This is a genomic window from Mesorhizobium sp. WSM4313 (genome assembly GCF_002294725.1).
GTDB lineage: Bacteria > Pseudomonadota > Alphaproteobacteria > Rhizobiales > Rhizobiaceae > Mesorhizobium.
The window spans coordinates 1-19,881 of record NZ_NSFT01000022.1; the positions used below are offsets into that span (position 1 = coordinate 1).

At 65.4% G+C, this 19,881-nt stretch carries 18 protein-coding genes and 1 tRNA gene; 10 read left to right on the plus strand and 9 right to left on the minus strand.

The genetic code is table 11. The features are described from left to right. Positions 1 to 152 precede the first annotated feature (152 nt). The 3 genes from CK219_RS28135 to CK219_RS28145 are packed head-to-tail and all read right to left on the minus strand — an operon-like array spanning position 153 to position 3,631. Positions 153 to 1,319: an FAD-binding oxidoreductase gene (locus CK219_RS28135; RefSeq protein ID WP_095769827.1), complete on the minus strand. Its 1,167-nt coding sequence runs from the start codon at positions 1,317 to 1,319 to the stop codon at positions 153 to 155. A 51-nt stretch (positions 1,320 to 1,370) separates the two neighbouring features. After that, positions 1,371 to 2,945, minus strand: a complete 1,575-nt coding sequence (locus CK219_RS28140; protein WP_095769828.1) for a HAMP domain-containing sensor histidine kinase — start codon at positions 2,943 to 2,945, stop codon at positions 1,371 to 1,373. Next, positions 2,933 to 3,631: a response regulator transcription factor gene (locus tag CK219_RS28145; protein ID WP_095769829.1), complete on the minus strand. Its 699-nt coding sequence runs from the start codon at positions 3,629 to 3,631 to the stop codon at positions 2,933 to 2,935. Before CK219_RS28145 ends, CK219_RS28140 begins: the two co-directional genes overlap by 13 nt. A 573-nt stretch (positions 3,632 to 4,204) precedes the next feature. On the opposite strand from CK219_RS28145, the gene CK219_RS28150 reads away from it, so the two are divergent. Both CK219_RS28150 and CK219_RS28155 read left to right on the plus strand, forming a co-directional pair. Continuing rightward, positions 4,205 to 5,083 (plus strand): CoA ester lyase, encoded by an 879-nt coding sequence (locus tag CK219_RS28150; protein WP_176477175.1) that lies wholly within the window; start codon positions 4,205 to 4,207, stop codon positions 5,081 to 5,083. Positions 5,084 to 5,112: 29 nt separating this feature from the next. Continuing rightward, complete coding sequence (locus tag CK219_RS28155) at positions 5,113 to 5,319, plus strand: DUF1737 domain-containing protein (RefSeq protein WP_095769831.1); 207 nt, start codon at positions 5,113 to 5,115, stop codon at positions 5,317 to 5,319. 253 nt (positions 5,320 to 5,572) lie between these two features. Here CK219_RS28155 and CK219_RS28160 read toward each other — a convergent pair whose 3' ends face one another. Further along, entirely contained in the window at positions 5,573 to 6,010 is a 438-nt protein-coding gene (locus CK219_RS28160) for a metallopeptidase family protein (RefSeq protein ID WP_095769832.1), read from the minus strand. Between the two features lie 184 nt (positions 6,011 to 6,194). Here CK219_RS28160 and CK219_RS32425 point away from each other — a divergent pair, with 184 nt between their 5' ends. Genes CK219_RS32425 through CK219_RS28175 form a run of 3 tightly spaced genes read left to right on the plus strand, consistent with a single transcriptional unit; the run spans position 6,195 to position 12,026 of the window. After that, positions 6,195 to 7,265 carry a hypothetical protein gene (locus CK219_RS32425; protein WP_095769833.1) on the plus strand — a complete coding sequence of 357 codons (1,071 nt, stop codon included), beginning with the start codon at positions 6,195 to 6,197 and terminating at the stop codon, positions 7,263 to 7,265. Then, positions 7,207 to 8,697 carry a DUF6504 family protein gene (locus tag CK219_RS28170; RefSeq protein ID WP_095769834.1) on the plus strand — a complete coding sequence of 497 codons (1,491 nt, stop codon included), beginning with the start codon at positions 7,207 to 7,209 and terminating at the stop codon, positions 8,695 to 8,697. Before CK219_RS32425 ends, CK219_RS28170 begins: the two co-directional genes overlap by 59 nt. Further along, the gene (locus CK219_RS28175) at positions 8,694 to 12,026 is read left to right on the plus strand and encodes an error-prone DNA polymerase (protein WP_095769835.1); all 3,333 of its coding nucleotides are present in this window, start codon (positions 8,694 to 8,696) and stop codon (positions 12,024 to 12,026) included. Before CK219_RS28170 ends, CK219_RS28175 begins: the two co-directional genes overlap by 4 nt. A gap of 267 nt (positions 12,027 to 12,293) precedes the next feature. Here the strand turns inward: CK219_RS28175 and CK219_RS28180 are convergent, their stop codons facing one another. The 4 genes from CK219_RS28180 to CK219_RS28195 form a co-directional block, all read right to left on the minus strand. Continuing rightward, a complete protein-coding gene (locus CK219_RS28180; RefSeq protein WP_095769836.1) occupies positions 12,294 to 12,536 on the minus strand; it encodes a Trm112 family protein in 243 nt (80 codons plus the stop codon). A 23-nt stretch (positions 12,537 to 12,559) separates the two neighbouring features. Then, positions 12,560 to 13,231 carry an LON peptidase substrate-binding domain-containing protein gene (locus CK219_RS28185; RefSeq protein ID WP_095769837.1) on the minus strand — a complete coding sequence of 224 codons (672 nt, stop codon included), beginning with the start codon at positions 13,229 to 13,231 and terminating at the stop codon, positions 12,560 to 12,562. Between the two features lie 270 nt (positions 13,232 to 13,501). Next, entirely contained in the window at positions 13,502 to 14,494 is a 993-nt protein-coding gene (gene trxA / locus CK219_RS28190) for a thioredoxin (RefSeq protein WP_095769838.1), read from the minus strand. A 137-nt stretch (positions 14,495 to 14,631) separates the two neighbouring features. After that, positions 14,632 to 15,126, minus strand: coding sequence for a prolyl-tRNA synthetase associated domain-containing protein (locus CK219_RS28195; protein ID WP_095769870.1), 495 nt, complete (start codon positions 15,124 to 15,126; stop codon positions 14,632 to 14,634). A 260-nt stretch (positions 15,127 to 15,386) separates the two neighbouring features. Here CK219_RS28195 and CK219_RS28200 point away from each other — a divergent pair. The 3 genes from CK219_RS28200 (at position 15,387) to CK219_RS28220 (ending at position 16,981) form a co-directional block, all read left to right on the plus strand. After that, positions 15,387 to 15,461, plus strand: a tRNA-Gly gene (locus CK219_RS28200). Positions 15,462 to 16,191: 730 nt separating this feature from the next. Continuing rightward, positions 16,192 to 16,389, plus strand: a complete 198-nt coding sequence (locus CK219_RS28215) for a hypothetical protein (RefSeq protein ID WP_095769841.1) — start codon at positions 16,192 to 16,194, stop codon at positions 16,387 to 16,389. A 208-nt stretch (positions 16,390 to 16,597) separates the two neighbouring features. Continuing rightward, positions 16,598 to 16,981: a hypothetical protein gene (locus tag CK219_RS28220; RefSeq protein WP_095769842.1), complete on the plus strand. Its 384-nt coding sequence runs from the start codon at positions 16,598 to 16,600 to the stop codon at positions 16,979 to 16,981. 177 nt (positions 16,982 to 17,158) lie between these two features. On the opposite strand, the gene CK219_RS28225 is transcribed toward CK219_RS28220, so the two are convergent. Beyond that, on the minus strand, positions 17,159 to 17,599 hold the full coding sequence (locus CK219_RS28225; protein WP_095769871.1) for an Lrp/AsnC family transcriptional regulator: 441 nt from the start codon (positions 17,597 to 17,599) through the stop codon (positions 17,159 to 17,161). 127 nt (positions 17,600 to 17,726) lie between these two features. Between CK219_RS28225 and rocF the strand changes: the two genes are divergently transcribed. Next, positions 17,727 to 18,659: an arginase gene (gene rocF, locus CK219_RS28230; protein WP_095769843.1), complete on the plus strand. Its 933-nt coding sequence runs from the start codon at positions 17,727 to 17,729 to the stop codon at positions 18,657 to 18,659. Positions 18,660 to 18,661: 2 nt separating this feature from the next. Then, positions 18,662 to 19,720: an ornithine cyclodeaminase gene (locus CK219_RS28235; protein WP_095769844.1), complete on the plus strand. Its 1,059-nt coding sequence runs from the start codon at positions 18,662 to 18,664 to the stop codon at positions 19,718 to 19,720. The last annotated feature ends 161 nt before the right edge of the window (positions 19,721 to 19,881 follow it).

The window sequence follows — 19,881 nt, forward strand, 5'->3', positions numbered from 1 at the left end:
TACCGGCCTAGGGGCCGCACCGCCACCATCAAACTCAACCCCAAGGCCAAATCGCCCACCAAGCACAACACACTTCGCGGTCAAAACCCCTCTGCGAGCCTGTTCTCGCTAACTGCGCAACAGGCCCACAAGGGGAGAAGGAGGCGCAAGCGCTAGATCACGTTCAGCTCCCGAAACGCCCGTCCTTCTGCCACACGCTCATATCCAAATGCCGTACAATCCACCGTCCGATACCCGCCATGCACGATGAGCTCGGCGATCGACTTCCCCACCGCCGGCGCCTGCTGCAGGCCGTGGCCGGAGAAGCCGTTGGCGAACAGGAAATTCTCCACCTCCGGATGCGGGCCGACAACCGCGTTCTGATCGAGCGTGTTGTAGTCATAATGCCCGACCCAGGCGCGCGTCGGCTTGATCGCCTCGAAGGCCGGGATGCGGGTGGCTAGGACCGGCCAGATCACCTCTTCGAACAGCGGCCAGTTAACCTCGAAATCCGTTGGATCGGGCGCATGATCGCCTTCCTCCAGCTCGGCGCCGCCGGCGATGTAGACCGAGCCCTCGGGCCGCACATAGATGCCGGACGGATCCACCAGCAGCGGCATGTCGGCGAATTTCTCGCGCGCTTCGAAGACGAAGACATTGCGCTTGCGCGGCTCGACCGGCAGCGCCAGCCCGGCCAAGGCGGCGACCTTGCCGGCATTCGGCCCGGCCGCGTTGACGACAATGCCGGCTTCGAGCGTCTCGCCGTTGTCGAGGGAAACACCGGTGACGCGATTGCCGTCGCGCGCGATGCCGATGGCGGAAGCGGTGACGAGATCGACCTTCTTGTCGCGCAGCGCCTTGCGGAACAGCATCAGCATGGCATGCGCGTCGAACCAGCCCTCGCCGGTTCGGCCATAGGCGCCGGCGGAAATGCCTTCGGCCGACAGCCAGGAGAAACGCTGCGTCAGCTGGCCGGCATCCTCCAGCACGATGTCGGCGCCTTCGGCGACCTGCGTCTCGTGATTGGCCTTGAGGATCGGCAGCCCGGCCTCGCCGGCGAGGATGAGATAGCCGCCCTCGCGAAAACCGATATCGGCATCGGCGCCGAAGGTTTCCTTCAGCCGCCGGAACAGTTTCAGCGTGAACTGCGACAGGCGGATGTTTTCGGGGATCGAGAATTGCTGGCGGATCGAGGCGCAGGACAAGGTCGTCGCCGCATGGGAGAACTGTGGATCGCGTTCGATCAGCGCGATCGAGCCGGTAAAACCCTCCTCGCGCAGGTAATAGGCGACCGAGGACCCGACGATGGCCCCGCCGATGATAACGATGTCGTAGCGCACGCTTTGGTTCTCCGACTCCAGAGCATGGTCCCGACGCTCGGGTTCGCACGCTCAAATCAATGCAGGAAGATCGATCTCGAAGCGCGTGCCGCGCTCGGAGTCAACCAGCCTGATCGTGCCATCATGCGCTTTCAGGAGGGCCAGCACGATGCCGAGCCCCATACCGGTGCCGCCGGTCTCGCGCCGCGTGGTGAAGAACGGCTCGAAGATCCTGGCGCGGTTGGCGGCCGAGATGCCGTCGCCGTCGTCGCCGATCTGGACCGACGCGCGCTCGCCATCGGCTGAAGCATGGATCGCCACCTGTCGGGCGCCATGTCGTGCCGAATTGTCGATGAGATTGGCGAGCACGATGCCGAGATTCTCGGCCGAGATGCCGAGCCTGATATCGCCGCCGCCTTCAAGCCGCGCTTCCAGCCTTGTGTCGATCGGCAAGGACGCCAACGCCGCATGAAGCGTGGTGCTTTCGCCGCTCGGCTCCAGATTTTCCGCGCGCGCCAGGTCGAGCAGGCGGCGGACCAGGAGATTGAGCCGCCCGGCGTCGGTGACGATGTTGTTGGAGAAACGTTTGCGCTCGGCCTCGTCCATCGCGCCGCCGGAATCCCTCAGCAGCTCCGCCGCGCCCTGGATCGCCGTCAGCGGCGATTTCAGCTCATGCGAGACATGGGTGGCGAAGGTCTGGATGCTGTCGGAGCGCGCCTGCAGTTTTTGCGCCATGTCGAGGAACGCCGCCGACAGCGCCGCCATCTCGCGCGTGCCGTGATGGGCGAGCGGCCTGATCGCCTCGCGGTCGCCGGCGGCGATGCGTTTCGTCCGCTCGATCAGCGCGTAGATCGGCCGGCTGACGGTGCGGATGAACACCAGCGCGATCAGCAGCGTGCCGCCGAGGATGGCGATCGCCGCCAACGTCACCTTGCCGCGCTCGCCATAGAGGTGCTTGACGATGTTGTTCGGCGTTCGCGACAGATAGACCACGCCCGCGACCCGGCCGTCGAGTTCGACCGGCAGGGCGACGAAGACGCGCACCCTGGTGCCGCGGCTCACCGAGTAGAGCGGCGGCGGCGGCTGGTCGGGAATGCGCAGCCTGAGCGCGCTGGCATAAGCGCCTGAAAGCGCGGTCCGCACCTCCTCGACATCGCCAAGCGACTGGCCGACCTCGTCGCCGCCGGCGATCACCACGCCGCGCGGGTCGAGCAGGCGGAAGCCGGCAAGCGTCGTTTTCTGCGTCTCGTCGAGAATGCCGTCGAGCCGCGCGCCTATTGCCGCGAAGGCCGGATCGGCGGTGGCGGGAAGCGCCGCCGGGCGCGTCGGCATGACATCGTCCGAGGCAAGGTCGAGGCGCGGCTCGATCGGATCATAGGGATAGTTGTTGTCCCTTGCCGGATCGGCCGAGATCGGCGACCCGAGTTTTTCCTGGGGAATGCCTGCGGCGCGCACCTCCTGGGCATAGACGGCGGCGACGACCGCGCCTTGCGCGATGAGCTCGCCTTCGGTCTGGCGGATGAGCTGGTTCTCGTAGAGCCGGAAGAAGAACAGCCCGACCAGCGGCAGCGCCATCACCAGGATGAGGATGACGACGACGACGGTGGCAAGCCGCGGCCGCCATCTTTCCTTGCTCAACCACCGCATCGGCCGAGCCGGAAGCCGACGCCATGCACCGTCGCGATCGCGTCGAGACAGCCGACCGCCGCCAGCTTGGCCCGTACATTGCGGATATGGCTGTCGACCGTGCGCTCCGAGACATGGATGTTGGAGGCATAGGCATTGGCCATCACCGCCTCACGGCCAAGCACATGCTGCGGGCGGGTGAGGAAGCCCTTCAAAATAGCGAATTCGATTGCGGTCAGGATAAGCGGCTTGCCGTCGAAGCTCGCTTCATGGCTTGCCGGGACGAGCATGAGCTTGCCATGCGCGAATTGACGGTCGTCGGCTTCTTCTTCGACCGGCGCCGGACGCGCGCGCCGCAGGATGACGTTGACGCGGGCGACCAGCTCGCGCGGGCTGAACGGTTTCGTCACATAATCATCGCCGCCCATCTCCAGCCCGAGCACCCGGTCGATCTCCTCGTCGCGCGCGGACAAAAACAGCACCGGCACGTCGGACTTCTGCCGAAGCCGGCGGCAGACCTCCAGCCCGTCCATCTCCGGCATGCCGATATCGAGCACGATGAGATCGGGCGCGCGGCGCTCGACCGCCTGGAGCGCGGCGGCGCCGTCGGCGACGGCGGCCGTCTTCATGCCGGCCTTTTCCAGCGCAAAGCAGATGATCTCGCGGATATGCGGGTCGTCGTCGGCGACGAGGATGTTGTGCGGCATGAAATCAGCGGCCCGGCGCGTAAGCTTGGATGACGGCAGGATTAGAGCAATTCCAGGGAAAAGTGCGAAATTGTTTTCGGTCGGGAGTGGAGCGGCCTCGGGGCGAAAAGCAGGATACCCGCCCCATGGCATGGTCTTTGCGGCTCGACGAGCCACCAGCCTTCAGTGCGGAGCCGGCGCGGCAGCGACCAGCGGGATGTATGAGGTGTTCGCATGATGCCGGTTTCGCCGGCCGGTGCGGTAAGTGCGCGGCGGAATCCCGGAGCTTTTCAGCAAGGGTTTGCAGATTTGGTGCAGGCAGGTCGCCTTTTCGGCGGGATAATCGCGTAGGGCGCTCCCCCTCTCCGTCTCGGCTTCGCCGAGCCACCTCTCCCCCGCCTCTAGCGGGGGCGAGGAACCCAGGCCTGCGAAGGTCGCGCGCCCTCGGCGATTAGCGTTTCCTCGCCCCCATAAAGTGGGGGAGAGGTGGCTCGGCGCGCAGCGTCGAGACGGAGCGGGGGCTGGCGCCGCCATATGCGATTGTCCTGTCCCCTCCGCCTTGCCTCATCCGCCATCACCCGGCATAGATCGGCCATGGCTCAAGAACCCTACCGCCCGCGCCGCTCTGTGCTTTACATTCCCGCCTCCAACGACAAGGCGTTTGCCAAGCTCGGCTCCCTGGCCTGCGACGCCGTCATCGTCGATCTCGAGGATGCCGTCCTGCCCGCCGGCAAAAAAGCCGCGCGCGACAAGGTCGCCGGCATTCTCGCCGGGCGCGACCGGCGCTGCGAGATGGTGGTGCGCATCAATCCTTTGGCCAGCGAATGGGGCACTGATGACCTATTGGCAGTGGCCAAGGCCGAGCCCGACGGCATTCTTCTGCCCAAGATCGCCACGCCGCGCGACATCCTCGAGGCCGGCGACCTGCTCGACGACAATTTCGCGCCGGACAGCGTGAAACTATGGGCGATGGTCGAGACGCCCAAGGCGCTGCTAAACATCGGCGCCATCGCCGAACTCGGCCGCGATCCGGCTTCGAGGCTGGCTTGTTTCGTGACCGGAACGAATGACCTGGTAAAGGCGACCGGCATCCTGGCGACGCCCGACCGGCGCTATCTGATGCCATGGCTGATGCAGCTGGTGCTTGCGGCGCGGGCCGGCGGTCTCGACGTCATCGACGGCGTCGCCAATGATTTTCGCGATCTCGACGCTTTTGCCCGCGAATGCGCCGACGGGGCCGCCATGGGTTTCGACGGCAAGTCGCTGATCCATCCCGCCCAGATCGAGCCGGCGAACCGCGCCTTTTCGCCGTCGCCCGAGAGGCTGGCTGCGGCCCGGGCGATCAAGGATGCGTTCGCGCGGCCCGAGAATGCCGGCAAGGGCGTGATTGCGATGGACGGCCGCATGGTCGAACGGCTGCATCTGGCGGAAGCCGAGAAACTTCTGGCGAAGGCCGCGATCATCGGCGCATGATGCGCCGGTCTTCAAGATAGGCTCGATAAATGAAACTCTACCGCTTTCTGTCCGGTCCGGACGATTCAACTTTCTGCCACAAGGTGACGGCAGCCCTGAACAAGGGCTGGCACCTGTTCGGCTCGCCGACCTATGCCTTTGACCAGCAGACGAAGTCGATGCGCTGCGGCCAGGCCGTGGTGAAGGACGTCGAAGGCCAGGACTACGGCCCGGACACCAAGCTCAGCGACTGGTAGGAAGGGAGGCAACCCCTACTTCGTCATTCTAGGCCGGAGCAGGAGCGAAGCTCCGTCGCGAAGACCCTAGAATCCATGCCGTTACCTGAGCCGAAAGGCGCAGCGAGTCAGAATATAGGGGACGTTTGCGGGTGTCGGGCGGCAAGCGTTCCGTTCTGCACCGCGGGCTTGGTGTTGATGGAATGGCATGGATCCTAGGGTCTACGCGCGTCGCTTCGCTCCTTGCTTCGCCCTAGGATGACGAAGTGCGTGCTCACCCAGCCGCCGCCTGCTCCGCCGCCTCCTCGATCCGCTCCATGTCGTCGTCCGACAGGCCGAAATGGTGGCCGATCTCATGGATCAGCACATGGGTGACGATGTCGCCCATCGTCTCTTCATTCTCGGCCCAGTAGTCGAGGATGGCGCGGCGGTAGAGCGTGATGCGGTTTGGACCTTCGCCGGTCTGCGGGTTCCAGCGCTCGGCGATGCCGCGCCCCTCGAACAGGCCGAGCAGGTCGAAGGGCGTCTCCAGCGACAGATCGTCCATGATCTCGTCGGTCGGGAACTCGGCGATCTGGATGATGATCTCGCCGGTGAGCTTGCGGAACTCGTCCGGCAGATGGGCATAGGCCTCTAGCGCCAGAAGCTCCATCTCGTCCATCGACGGCGAGAGCTGGTCGTGCCAGGTGCGGGTCTTGTAGATGCGGGCCATGAAATGTCCTTTAATCCCGGCATATAGGCTTTCACGCCGATTGAGGCAAATGGACCGGCTGGGGTGTTCGCTTTCAGGGTAAAAGACGAAGGAATAAATTCCTTGCGACTCTGCTTGACTCTTCCGGGCGCCTCTGGAATCTATAGGAACATAACAGGAACAATTGCTGCTGGAAGTGAACGTCATGGCGATGAGCGCCGTGGCGCGGGACACTATTTTTGCCCTGCGCCGCCAGATCGCGAAGATCGAGGGAACGCTGCCCGAGCGCCTGCAGGCGCCCTCGGGGTGCGCGCCCGAAGCAATTCCAGGAAAAGTGCGAAGCAGTTTTCCGTCCGGAATGGCGCAAAACCAAACACCCAGCGATGCCGCCGGGCCGGATATGACGATTGTCCGGCGCGGCCTTGCCGTGGCTTCGGCGGATGCCTTCCTGCACACCGGCATCGATAGGCTCGATGCAGCGCTTGGCGGCGGCCTGCCCAAGGCGGCGCTCAGCGAAATCCATGGCCTGGAGACCCGCGATGCCGGCGCCGTTGCCGGCTTCGCGCTCTCGCTTGTAAGCTTGGTCCTCAGGGAGAAGCAGGGTCTGCCGATCCTCTGGGTCGGCACGGCGGAAATCTTCCACGAGGCCGGCATGCCCTATGCCAGGGGTCTTCATGCCCTGTTCGGCATCGTGCCTGGGCAATTGCTGTTTTCCGAGGCGCCGAAGCTGCTCGACGCGCTGTGGATCGCCGAGGAGGCGGCCCGCATGACGGCCTTTGCCGCGGTCATCCTCGAGATCCGCGGCAGTCCGCGGCTTCTCGACCTCACCGCCACGCGCCGGCTGCATGCGCGGGCCCGGAGCGCCGGCCGGCCGCTGCTGTTGCTGCGCCAGGCCGGCGAGGCCGATCCCACCGCCGCTCCGGTGCGCCTCATCGTTTCGGCGGCGCCCGCGGCAAGCCGCGAGACCCTCGCCGGGCCGCTCGCCGGCTCGATCGGCCGCCCCGCCTTCAAAGTCGATATCGGCAAGAGCCGCACGGCCCTGCCTGGACAGTTCACACTGGAGTGGAACCCCGATGAGCACGCTTTTGCAGAAAGAACAGAGAATTCTGTCGCTGTGGTTCCCGCATCTGGCCGCGGAGCGGATCCTGCGCCAGCGTTTGGGGCGATCCTGGCGTTCCCGGCCCTCGCATCGCCTGCCGTCGCCTCAGCCGCCGCTGGTGATCAGCCATCGCGACAACAACACCCAGCGCATCGCAGCCCTCGACGAGCGGGCTGAGGCGCTCAGATTGAAGCGCGGCATGGGCATCGCCGATGCGCGCGCCATGCATCCCTCGATCGATGTGGTCGAGGCAGATCCGGAAGCCGACCGCCGCCTGCTCGAAGGCCTTGCCGACTGGTGCGATCGCTACACGCCGCTGGTGGCGATCGACGCCGAGGACGGGCTGTTCCTCGACGTCACCGGCTGCACGCATCTGTTCGGCGGCGAGCGCGCCATGCAGGACGAGATCCTCGCCCGCTTCTTCCAGCAGGGCTTCGATGTCCGCGCCGGGCTGGCCTCGACGCCGGGCGCCGCCTGGGCGGCGGCGCGCTTCCATGGCGATCGCATCGTGGCCGGCGGCGAGGAAGAGGCGCTGCTTTCGCCACTGCCCTTGTCGGCGCTGCGCATCGCGCCGGAGACCCGCGCCAGCCTGGAAAGTGTGGGCTTGCGCACCGCCGGCGCGGTGATGGCAGCACCCCGCGCGCCGCTCGCCCGCCGTTTCGGCGCCACCTTGCTTCTGCGCCTCGACCAGGCGCTCGGCCGCCTCGACGAGGCCGTGTCGCCGCGCCTTCCCGTGGCGCCGCTCTCGGTCGAGCGCCATCTTGCCGAGCCGGTCGTGCTCACCGACGACATCGAGCGGCTGGTGAGCCGGCTGGCGATCGCCTTGAAGACCGACCTCGAACGCCGCGGCGAGGGCGCAAGGACGCTGGCGCTGCTTCTCTTCCGCGTCGATGGCGCCGTCAACCGCATCGCCGTCGGCACCTCCCGCCCGATGCGCGAGCCGCGGCTGATCCAAAGACTGTTCCATGAGCGGCTCACCGCGCTGGAGCAGAGCATCGACGCCGGCTTCGGCTTCGATCTCGTGCGGCTGTCCGTGCTGTCGGTCGCAGCCTTCGACTTGGTTCAGGGCGACCTCACCGGCGAGACGGACGACGATGACGCCGACATCGCGCTCTTTGCCGACCGCGTCCGCGCTCGTCTCGGCGAAGCCGCCGTGCTGAAGCCGGTGGTCGTCGAAAGCCATCTGCCGGAACGCGCCGTCAAAACCGTGCCTTTCGCCGAAGCGCCGCAAGGACGCGCGCCGGCGGCCGGACGGCCGGCGCCGCCCCGAACAGCGCCACCGATGACCGTTTACCCGCCGGAGCGGCCGGTGCGCCTGTTCCGCTCGCCCGAGCCGATCGAGGTGCCGGCGACCGAGATCCCGGAGGGACCGCCGATGAATTTCCGCTGGCGGCGCGCGCTCTACCGTGTCGCCCGCGCCGAAGGACCGGAGCGCATCGCCGCCGAATGGTGGCGCCAACTGCCCGGCGAGGAAGAGGCGCCGACCCGCGACTATTACCGCATCGAGGACAGCGAGGGGCGCCGCTACTGGCTCTACCGCCAGGGCCTTTACAGCAGCGCCGCGCAGGCCGCGCCGCCGCGCTGGTTCATGCATGGGGTGTTCGCATGAATGCGCTGACCGTCATCCCCTATGCCGAGTTCGGCATAAGCTCGAATTTCTCCTTCCTGCGCGGCGCTTCGAAACCTGAGGAGCTGGTGGTGACGGCGAAGTTCTACGGTTTTGCCTCGATCGGCCTTGCCGACCGCAACACGGTCGCCGGCGTCGTGCGCGCCTGGCAACAGGCCAGGGTGGAAAAGCTCGCCTACCATCCCGGCTGCCGCCTGGTGTTTGGCGACGGCACGCCGGACATCCTCGCCTATCCCCGCGACCGCCAGGGCTGGGGGCATCTCTGCCGCATGCTCACCCAAGCCAATCTGCGCGACGAGAACGAGAAGGGCGCGACGCTGCTCCAGTTGAGCGACCTGCTCGAATGGGGCGATCGGATGTCGCTGGCGATCCTGCCCGATCTGTCAGCAGGCGCACAAGACAACCTGGCATTCATTAGCCGGTTTAAGGATCGCTTCGGCGCGGCGCTACGGCTGGCCGTGGCGCCGGATTATGCCGGCAACGACCGTTTCCGCATCGAGCAGGCTTCCGCGATGGCCGAGCATGCCCGCGTCCCGCTGATGGCGACCAACGACGTGCTCTACCATGCCGCCGATCGCCGTCCGCTGCAGGACGTGCTGACCGCGATCCGCCTCAACACGCCGGTTTCCGAGGTCGGGCTGGAGTTGATGGCCAATGCCGAGCGCCACCTGAAGCCGCCGCTGGAGATGGCGCGGCTTTTCCGCCGTCACCCGCAGGCGTTGGCCGAGACGCTGCGCTTCGCCGACGAGCTCGCCTTCTCGCTCAGCGACCTCGAATACAATTATCCGGACGAGCCGACCGAATCCGGGCTTGGACCGCAGGCCGAGCTCGAACGGTTGGCGCGGGAAGGCGCGGCCGTTCGCTATCCGGCCGGCGTTCCCGAGGATGTGCTGAAACGCATCGACAGCGAGCTCGTCTTGATCGAGCGCCTGAACTATGCCCGCTATTTCCTCACCGTCCATGACATCGTCAAATTCGCCCGCAGCCAAGGCATCCTTTGCCAAGGCCGCGGTTCGGCCGCCAATTCGATCATCTGTTTCTGCATCGGCATCACCGAGGTCGGCCCCGATCGCATCGACACCTTGTTCGAGCGTTTCATCTCGGAGGAGCGCAACGAGCCGCCCGACATCGACGTCGACTTCGAGCATGAGCGGCGCGAAGAGGTCATTCAGTACATCTATACGAAATACAGCGCCAAGCGCACCGCCTTGGCCGCCGCCGTCATCAGCTATCGCGGCCGCTCCGCCCTGCGCGAGGTGGCCAAGGCCATGGGCTTGTCGGAGGATGTCCGCAGCGCGCTGTCCAGCACCATCTGGGGCTGGTCGACCTCCGAGCTCGGCGAAAGGGAAGCCAATGCCGGCGGCCTCGACCGCACCGATCCACTGTCACGGCAGGTGCTGGAACGCGCCAACGAGATCATGGGCTTTCCCCGCCATCTTTCCCAGCATGTCGGCGGCTTCGTCATTACCCGCGACCGGCTCGACGAGGTCGTGCCCATCGTCAAGACGGCGATGGAGGAGCGCAAGATGGTCGAGTGGGACAAGGACGATCTCGACGCGGTGAAGATCCTCAAGGTGGATGTGCTGGCGCTCGGCATGCTGACCTGCCTGAAGCGCGCCTTCACCTTGCTCACCGATCATTATCCGCGGGCGCGGGATCCATTTGGGCAGCCTTATGTGCTCGCGACCCTTCCCGAAGAGGACAGGCGCGTTTACGCCATGATCCAAAGAGCCGATACGCTCGGCGTTTTCCAGATAGAGTCGCGTGCGCAGATGTCGATGCTGCCGCGCCTCAAGCCAAAGAACTTCTACGACCTCGTCATCGAGGTGGCGATCGTGCGCCCCGGCCCGATCCAGGGCGACATGGTGCATCCCTATCTGCGCCGGCGGCAGGGCAAGGAAATGGCCGAATACCCCAAGCCTGAGTTGGAAGAGATTCTCGGCAAGACCCTTGGAGTGCCTTTGTTCCAGGAGCAGGCGATGAAGATCGCCATTGTCGCCGGCGGCTTCAAGCCGGGTGAGGCAGACGAGTTGCGCCGCGCCATGGCAACCTTCAAACGCACCGGCACGATAGGAAACTATGAAACGCGAATGGTCGAGGGAATGGTCAAGAAGGGCTATCCTAGAGAGTTCGCCGAGCGCTGCTTCAAGCAGATCGAAGGCTTTGGCGAATATGGCTTTCCCGAAAGCCACGCCGCCTCCTTCGCGCTGCTTGTCTACGCCTCCTGCTGGTTCAAGACCTTTTATCCGGACGTGTTCTGCGCCGCGATCCTGAATTCCCAGCCGATGGGTTTTTACCAGCCGGCCCAGCTCGTGCGCGATGCGCGCGACCATGGTGTCGAGGTGCGCGAGGTCGACATCAACCATTCCGTCTGGGACTGCACGCTGGAGGAAACCGCCTTCGATCCGTCCCGCATTCTCGAGCGCCACGCCTCGATGCGCGGCGTCATCGAGACGGCTCACGCCGTCCGCCTCGGCTTCCGCCAGATCAAGGGCCTGTCGGAAGAGCGCATGGATATAGTCGTTGCCCGCCGCGGCGACGGCTATCGTTCAGTCAGGGACGTCTGGCTGCGTTCGGGCCTCGATGTCGGCGAGATCGAAAGATTGGCGCAAGCGGACGCCTTCCGCTCGATCGGCCTCGACCGCCGTGCCGCGCTCTGGGAAGTCCGCGCCCTTGACGGCAAGAGCGCCGCCGAGAAACTGCCGTTGTTCGACCAGCCCTCGCTTCGCCTGCGCGAGCTGGAGCCGGAAACGAAACTGCCGAAAATGCCGCTCGGCGAGCATGTCGTGCACGACTACCGCTCGCTCGGCCTGTCGCTGAAGGAGCATCCCGTCGCCTTCCTGCGCGAACGGCTGGATCGCGCCGGCGTCACCCCCAACGCCCGCCTGCCGTCTGTGCGCGACGGCCGCCGCGTCTCCGTCGCCGGGCTGGTGCTGGTGCGCCAGCGTCCGGGCAAGGGCAATGCCATTTTCCTCACGCTGGAAGACGAAAAGTCGATCGCCAACGTCATTATCTGGCCACGCGTCTTCGACCGCTTCCGCCCGGTGGTCATGGGCGCGCGCTTCATCCGCGTCACCGGCAAGCTGCAGCATGAATCGGACGTCATCCACATCGTCGCCGACCGGATCGAGGATTTGACGTCCTGGCTGAGCGTGCTGCTGGAGACCGCCAATCGGCCGGTCATCGAGCATAATCCCGCCGAACGGCCGGTTGGAGCCGCCGCAAGCCGCGGCCAGCCGGTCCGCCAGGAGATCGAGACCCTGTCGGGTGCCGCGCAACAAGTCATGCCGAAAGGGCGGAATTTTCAGTGAGGCAGAGGCTCTTCGACCTCAATCGGAGCGAAGACGCCAAGATGAGGAAGAATTGTGAAGCCGCGTTCCTTCACACCCCCCTCTGGCCTGCCGGCCATCTCCCCGCAAGGGGGGGGAGATCAGATGTTGCGCGGCTTTCGCCAATTGGCGACATCGAAAGAAGGGCGCGACGCCCAAGCTGCCAATCTCCCCCCTTGCGGGGGAGATGCCCGGCAGGGCAGAGGGGGGTGCTGTCCCGCCAGCGTTCCGGTTGTCAGCAAAAGGTCTTCACGAAGCCCCGCCGAGCCGCGGCGGTGGGGTCAGCATGTCCTCGGCCGAGATCGTGCGCGCCTCGGAGGGCAGCATGATCGGGATGCCGTCGCGCACCGGATAGGCGAGCTTCGCCACGCGCGAGACCAGCTCGTTGCGCTCGGGGTCCCAGGTTAACGGTCCCTTGGTCAGCGGGCAGGCGAGCAGCTCCAGCAGCTTCGGGTCGACCGTGGCTTTTCGTCCGTCGCGTCCGTCCGCCATGAACTCATCCCCGTGCCGGCAAGCTATTGTAGACTCGAGCCAAACTCATCATCCTCGCGCGCCAGCGTCATTTCGGTGATGGCGATCAGTGTTTCGGCGCGCGTCTTCAGGTCCGGCGCTTCCAGCAGCGCCTGCTTCTCGGCCGGCCCGTAGGGCGCCATCATCGACAGCGCGTTGACCAGCATGCCGTTTTCGGCGCGGCTGACGCTTTCCCAGTCGGCCTCGAGGTCGTTGGCCTGCAGATAGGAACGAAAAGCCTTGAGCAGCGCCGGCCGGTCGACGTCGGCGCCGGCCGGGTCTTCCTCGAGGTCGGCGAGAAACGGCGCGATCTTGCACTGCCGGAACGGCGCCTTTGCCGTAAGCTCCTGCACAATGCGGAACCGGCACACGCCCTGCAGCGAGATCAAATAGCGCCCGTCGCCCGTCTCGGCGAGCGAGATGATGCGCCCGGCGCAGCCGACGCTGCACAGTTCAGGCTCGCCGTCGTCGCGCAATGCGCCGTCGAGGCTGGGCTGGATCATGCCGATCAGCCGCGAGCCGGCCATCGCCAGATCGATCATCTGCAGATAGCGCGGCTCGAAAACGTTGAGCGGCATGCGGCCGCCCGGCAGAAGCAGCGCGCCGGCGAGCGGGAAAACCGGGATTGCCGCCGGCAGATCCTTGGCAAGCCTGTAAAGTGCGTTACCGACGCGCACCGCAACCCTCCCAAAGCAACGCCGGCAAGCGTATCAAGCTGCAATCTCCTCTCGCACCGGCGAATTCGTCACGATCGGCATCCGGCCCGCCCTTATCTGGCGCTGATGTCCCGCTGCGCAAGCCTGCCGGCCGCGACAGCCGGCAAAAAATTCACGGCAATTCCGGGAAAGTATCAGTTGGGGTCGGCAAATTCGCCGCAGCTTTCCGTCTGGAATTGCGCAAACCGAACTTAAAGCGGTTCGGCGGCTCTGTGAATCGCCGAAACCGTCCTACGAGAACAGCAGCGACGAGAGCTTGCGGCGTGCCGCGAGCGTCGCCTCGTCGGTCATTCCCCAGGCTTCGAATAGCTTCAACAGCTGCGCCCTGGCGCCGTCGTCGTTCCAGGTCCGGTCGGCCTTGACGATCGCCAGCAGATTGTCGGCGGCCGCGTCGCGCTCGCCGCGCGCGTTCTGGATCATCGCCAGATCGAAGCGCGCCTGATGGTCGGCGGGGTTGGCGGCGAGCCGGCGCTCGAGCTCGTCCGGATTGCCGAGCGCGGCCGCTTCCGCGGCAAGCGTCATCTTGGCGCGCAGCGCGGCCAGCGCGGGTACGTCCTTCTTGTCCTCGGGCGCTCGCGCCAGCACGGCCTCGGCGCCTTCCACGTCCCCGGCATCGTACAGGATCTCGCCCAGGCCTGCGACCGCCTCGATCGTCTCCGGCGCCTGCTCGAGGACCGCGTCGTAGATACCGGCCGCGGTCTGGACGTCGCCGGCCGTGCGCGCCTCGGCCGCCGCCGCAAGCGCGTCGGCGATCTGCGGCGCGCCGCCGCCCTTGCCGCCGACCTTCTCGATGAATTGGGCGACCTGGCTTTCCGGAACCGCGCCCATGAAACCGTCGACGGGCTGGCCGTCCTTGAAGGCGATGACCGCGGGAATGGACTGGATGCCGAGCTGGCCGGCGATCGAGGGATGATCGTCGATGTTCATCTTGACCAGCTTGACCTTGCCGCCGGCGTTCTTCACCGCCTTTTCGAGCTGCGGCGTCAGCTGCTTGCAAGGCCCGCACCATGGCGCCCAGAAGTCGACCAGCACCGGCTGGCGGCGCGATTCCTGGATGACGTCGGCGGCGAAAGTCGCGGTTGTGGTGTCCTTGATCAGGTCGGCCGCCGCCGGTCCGTCGCCGAGCGAAACCTTGGCGCGGTCGCCGCCGCCATATTGCACCGTCTGGGCATACTGGCCGCCATTGCCGCCAAACGCGCCGCTATACGGATTGTTGTCACTCATCTTGTCGCCCTTTCGGTCACGCTCTCAGGCGTCGGCGCCCGGCGCGTCATTGTCGGATTTCGCAACCGCCTTCCATGTGGCGATCAGCCCCCGAGTTTCAAGGCAATAAGGCCTTCAAGGCAAGGGCACTTTCAAGGTCATGAGACTTTCAGGATAACAGGATCATGGCCGGTTGCCTCGACGAATCTGATCAGGTCGGCGGCGGCGATCGAGGTCGTCGCCTCATTGGTCAGCGGATGGCCGTTGATGACGTCGTGGCTCATCAACGCCTCGTCGAGCACGACCTTGACCTTACCTTCCGTGTCGTTGATCAGGCCGAAAACGGTGACCGCGCCGGGGATGACGCCGAGCAGTTCCATCAGCATTTCCGGCTTGCCGAACGACACCCGGCTAGCGGCGCCGATCAGGTGGTGGATCTGCTTCAGGTCGACCATGGCGTCCTCGCCGACGGTGACAAGGAAATAATTGTCCTTCTTGTCCTTGAGGAACAGGTTCTTGGTGTGGCCGCCGGGAATTTCGCCGCGCAGGCCTTGCGAATCGGCGACCGTGAACAGCGGCGGGTGCCTGACCGTCGAGACGGAAATGCCGAGATCGGCAAGAAATTCGTTGAGCTCGGCTTCGGTCTTCGGCATCGGTCCTCGCGCGGTCAAAAAAGGGCTCATGCCGTTTACGGCCAACGGTGGCGTCGGGGCAAGGCCGCCGGCGCCATTGCGGGCAAAGCAGGCGGCGGCGCGTGCGGATTTGCGACCGGTCCGGTTTGGCGCCGCTTCGATGCTTTCGAAGCGAACGTCGGCGGGGGAAGAATTCGCGCCAAAAAAGACCGTCATTTCCCTGTTGCAATCGCCGCGCTCTTCGGCCATATAGGCGCGGCTTGCGGCCCAAGGCCGCGCGAGCGGGTGTAGCTCAGGGGTAGAGCACAACCTTGCCAAGGTTGGGGTCGGGCGTTCGAATCGCCTCACCCGCTCCAGTTTCCTTCAAGGGATCAAGCAAACGAAAAGCCGCGGTCTCCGCGGCTTTTTCGCGTTTGTGGCTAGCGGGAAACCCACCCGCGGCACAGCGCCGGAGTTACGTCTGGACCGTCGGCAACGCGCATTGCCGCATCCCCACGATCTCCCGCAAAAGATCCAGCAGATAGTTCACGCGATATTTTCCTTCGGACAGCCACGCTCGCCATCCGGAAAGTATCCGCTGCCCATCAGACTTGAGTCGCATTTCGAAGGGACTGTAGAGCCTCTTTTGCCGGGCGCCCGACAACTGTTATGTTGTGTGAAAGTGCTGGAATTAATCCGGCCGGGCAGTTTCGCGGGAAGCATTCCCGCAAGTCGTTACGTTGGGGCATAGCTGGAGTACTTCCAGGAAAGTGTGAGCGGTTGTGCCCGGCGACTTCGCCGTAGTCTTCCGTTCGGAATTGCATCGAAGCAAAGATAGAACAGACGTCGGCCATGAGGTTCACAGCCTTACAGGATCCGTGCGGCCAATGGATGATGTTCGATTTGCGGTCCGGTCTCCCGGCGCGAATGCCGGACATGTTGCTGCTTGGCCCGACTCGCGAGGAGGCGGAGCAGCTCGCGGGCCAGGCAGATGAATTCCTCTCGGTGCCGCGCTCGGCCGTGCCTCTTTCTCGATATTTGATCGCCCCGCAATGGAACGATTGGGCATCATCGGAACTTTAGCTTGCGCTAAAACAAGGAGCGCCTATGAGGTTCGCGGCAATACAGGATCCCTGCGACGACTGGCTTGTCTGCGATCTGGTTTCCGATCTCCCGGCGGAAATAGCAGGCAGGCTGCTGATCGGGTTGACGCAACGCGAAGCCGAGCAACTTGCCGACCAGGCCAATGCCGGGCCAATCGAGCAAGCCATCGATTGGCCGATCCCGCTAGCCAGCGTCGCCTGAAGACGGCCGGCCTTGGGATTCAACCCCAGATCACATCGGATAACGTTTGCGTGCTGCTCCATTTCAACGCCGCGGCGGTTTCTATATCTCCTCCCTGGGCCGAGATCCGCCGGCGGCGAATGGCCAGCACCGCGACACGACGCGACCGGACGGCCCGTTCTCGGAAAAAGCGGTCTTGCCGCTTCCTCCATCACGAGGAGATGTCATCATGCGTTCTTCCACCCCAAAACTCATCGCGGCCGCCTCGATCTTCGCGGCCATACCGCTTTCGAGCGCCTATGCCGTGCACCGCCACCATAGGGCGCAGGTCGACACAATGACCACGGCGTCAGTGCCGGCGGAGCCCGAAGTGAGAGCCGCGACGCAGCAGCTGCTTGGCGTGAAGCAAGGTATCCGAGCGGCCAGGCAGGCCGGCAAGATCACGCAGGAACAGGCCCGCGACCTGATGCGGCAGGCCGATAGCATCCAGCCCGCCGGCGGCCGCTCTGCGATCGGGCGGATCAATGAGCTGGACCAGCGGCTCCGAAACGCTACCGGCCAGGGAATCTATATGGGCGACGGCTCGGACGGCGGCTATTATCCGAACGGCTGACCGCCGGCATGAGCGGTGCGATGCGGCAGTCATGGAGCAATTCCGGGAAAGCCGGATCGCGGCCCGGCCCGTCGCCTTCGGCCCGCGTCGCACGAAATAAGAACCTGAAGCGGCCCGGCGTTTCGCAAGATCGCCGAACCGCTTCACGCCTTGGCGCTGCCGTCACCGATCCTGCCGCTACGCCAGCCGCGCCCGTGTCGTCCTCGGCGTCGCCAGCAGCAGACTTGTCTCGCTCCCCGTAATGCCGGGGATCAGCCGGATGCGGCGCAGCACCGCGTCGAAATCCGTCAGCGTGGCGGTGCCGAGCTCGACCACCAGGTCCCAACGGCCGTTGGTGGTGTGGATGGTCGAGACCTCGGCGAGGCCGCCGAGCGCCTTGACGACGCGGTCGGCGGCATGGCCTTCGATCTCGATCGTCATCACGCCGCGTATCTTCTGATCGACCGCGTCAGCGCGCAGCACCACCGTGTAGCCGATGATCTCGCCGGACTTTTCCAGCCGTTCCATGCGCGACCTGACCGTGGCGCGCGACACGCCGAGATCGATGGCGAGGTCGGAGACGCTGCGCCGCGCATCGTGCCTCAGCAGCGTCACCAGTTTCTCGTCGAGAGCATCCATGGCTTCCATTTCGATCAAATCGTCTGACCATTATGATAGGTTAGTCTTCTCGAAATGCCAATTTTCACTGTTCAAGCCGCCAGCAGCTGATGGTTCACTCCTTCGATCAATCGCAAGGTGAGAAAAGATGCGCTGCAGGATCGTCGGCGCGCCGGTGCAGGACGGCGCGGGCAGGATGGGATGCGAGATGGGGCCGAGCGCGCTGCGCACAGCAGGGCTGGTCTCGGTGCTGGCCGAGCTCGGCCACCAGGTCGAGGACTGGGGCGCGGTCGAGAAAGCCGCGGCGCGGCCCGTGGCGCACGGCAATCTCGCGCTGAAGGCGCTGCCGGAGATCTCCGCCTGGACGGCGGCGATCGCCGAGACCGCCTACGCAGCTTCGCGGGACGCCATGCCGATCTTCCTCGGCGGCGACCATTCGATCTCCGCCGGCACTGTGTCGGGCGTGGCGCGCCGCGCGGCCGAGCGCGGACGGCCGCTCTTCGTGCTGTGGCTCGACGCGCATCCCGATTTCCATACGCTCGACACCACCACCAGCGGCAATCTGCACGGCGTGCCGCTCGCCTATGCCAGCGGCCAGGCCGGCTTCAAAGGCTATTTCCCGGATCTGCCGCAAGCGGTCGACCCGGCCCGTATCTGCGCCATCGGCCTGCGCAGCGTCGATCCGGCCGAGCGCCGCGCGCTTACTAAAGCGGGCGTCACCGTGCATGACATGCGCGCCATCGACGAGCACGGCATCGCGCCGCTGCTGCGCGCCTTCCTGGCCCGCGTCGAGGAGGAGAACGGGCTCTTGCATGTCAGTCTCGACGTCGATTTCCTCGACCCTTCGATCGCGCCGGCCGTCGGCACCACCGTGCCCGGCGGCGCCACCTTCCGCGAGGCGCATCTGGTGATGGAGATGCTGTCCGACTCAGGCCTCGTCTCAAGCCTCGACCTGGTCGAACTGAACCCCTTCCTCGACGAGCGCGGCCGTACCGCCACCCTGATGGTCGACCTCACCGCCAGCCTGATGGGCCGCCGCATCATGGATCGCCCGACCCGCAGCCATTCCGGAAACCTCTGATCATGACCCAGCCTTCGCGCCTTGCCATCGTTCCCTTTGTCAGCGTCGATCGCATGATGAAGCTGGTGCTCGCCATCGGCGTCGAGCGCTTCCTCACCGAGCTCGCCGCCTATATCGAGGAGGATTTCCGCCGCTGGGAGCTGTTCGACAAGACGCCGCGCATCGCCTCGCACAGCCATGACGGCGTCATCGAGCTGATGCCGACCAGCGACGGCAAGATGTACGGCTTCAAATATGTCAACGGCCATCCGAAGAACATGCGCGAAGGCCGCCAGACCGTCACCGCTTTCGGCGTGCTCGCCGATGTCGGCTCCGGCTACCCGATGCTGTTGACCGAGATGACCATCCTGACGGCGCTGCGCACCGCCGCCACCTCGGCGGTGGCGGCAAAATACCTGGCGCCCAAGAACAGCCAAGCCATGGCCATCATCGGCAACGGCGCCCAGTCCGAATTCCAGGCCATCGCCTTCAAGGCGCTCACCGGCATCGACCGGCTGCGGCTTTACGACATCGACCGATCGGCCTCGGAAAAATGTGCCCGCAACCTCGCCGGCAAGGGATTCGATATCACCATCTGCTCGACCGGGCAGGATGCCGTGGAAGGCGTCGACATCATCACCACGGTGACCGCCGACAAGCAGTACGCCACGATCCTCACCGACAACATGGTCGGCGCCGGCGTCCACATCAACGCGGTCGGCGGCGACTGCCCCGGCAAGACCGAGCTGCACCGCGACATCCTCTTGCGCTCCGACATCTTCGTCGAGTTCCCGCCGCAGACCCGCATCGAGGGCGAGATCCAGCAGCTCGACGCCGATCATCCGGTGACCGAGCTGTGGCAGGTGATGACCGGGAAGGCTAAAGGCCGCAAGTCGGCCGAGCAGATCACGCTGTTCGATTCCGTCGGCTTCGCCACGGAAGATTTTTCCGCGCTGCGCTACGTCCGCGACCAGCTCCAGGCCACCGGCCTCTATGAGGAGCTCGACCTGCTCGCCGACCCCGACGAGCCGCGCGACCTATTCGGCATGCTGCTGAGAGCCGCCATGCAGCCGGCGGCTTGAGGCGGTTCGCTGAGGCGATTTCATACGGCGGGATAATCGCATAGGGCGCTCCCTCCCTCCGTCTCGGCTTCGCCGAGCCACCTCTCCCCGCCTCTGGCGGGTGCGAGGAACCCAAGCTTGGAAAGGCCGCGCCCTCGGCGATTAGCGTTCCTCGCCTCATG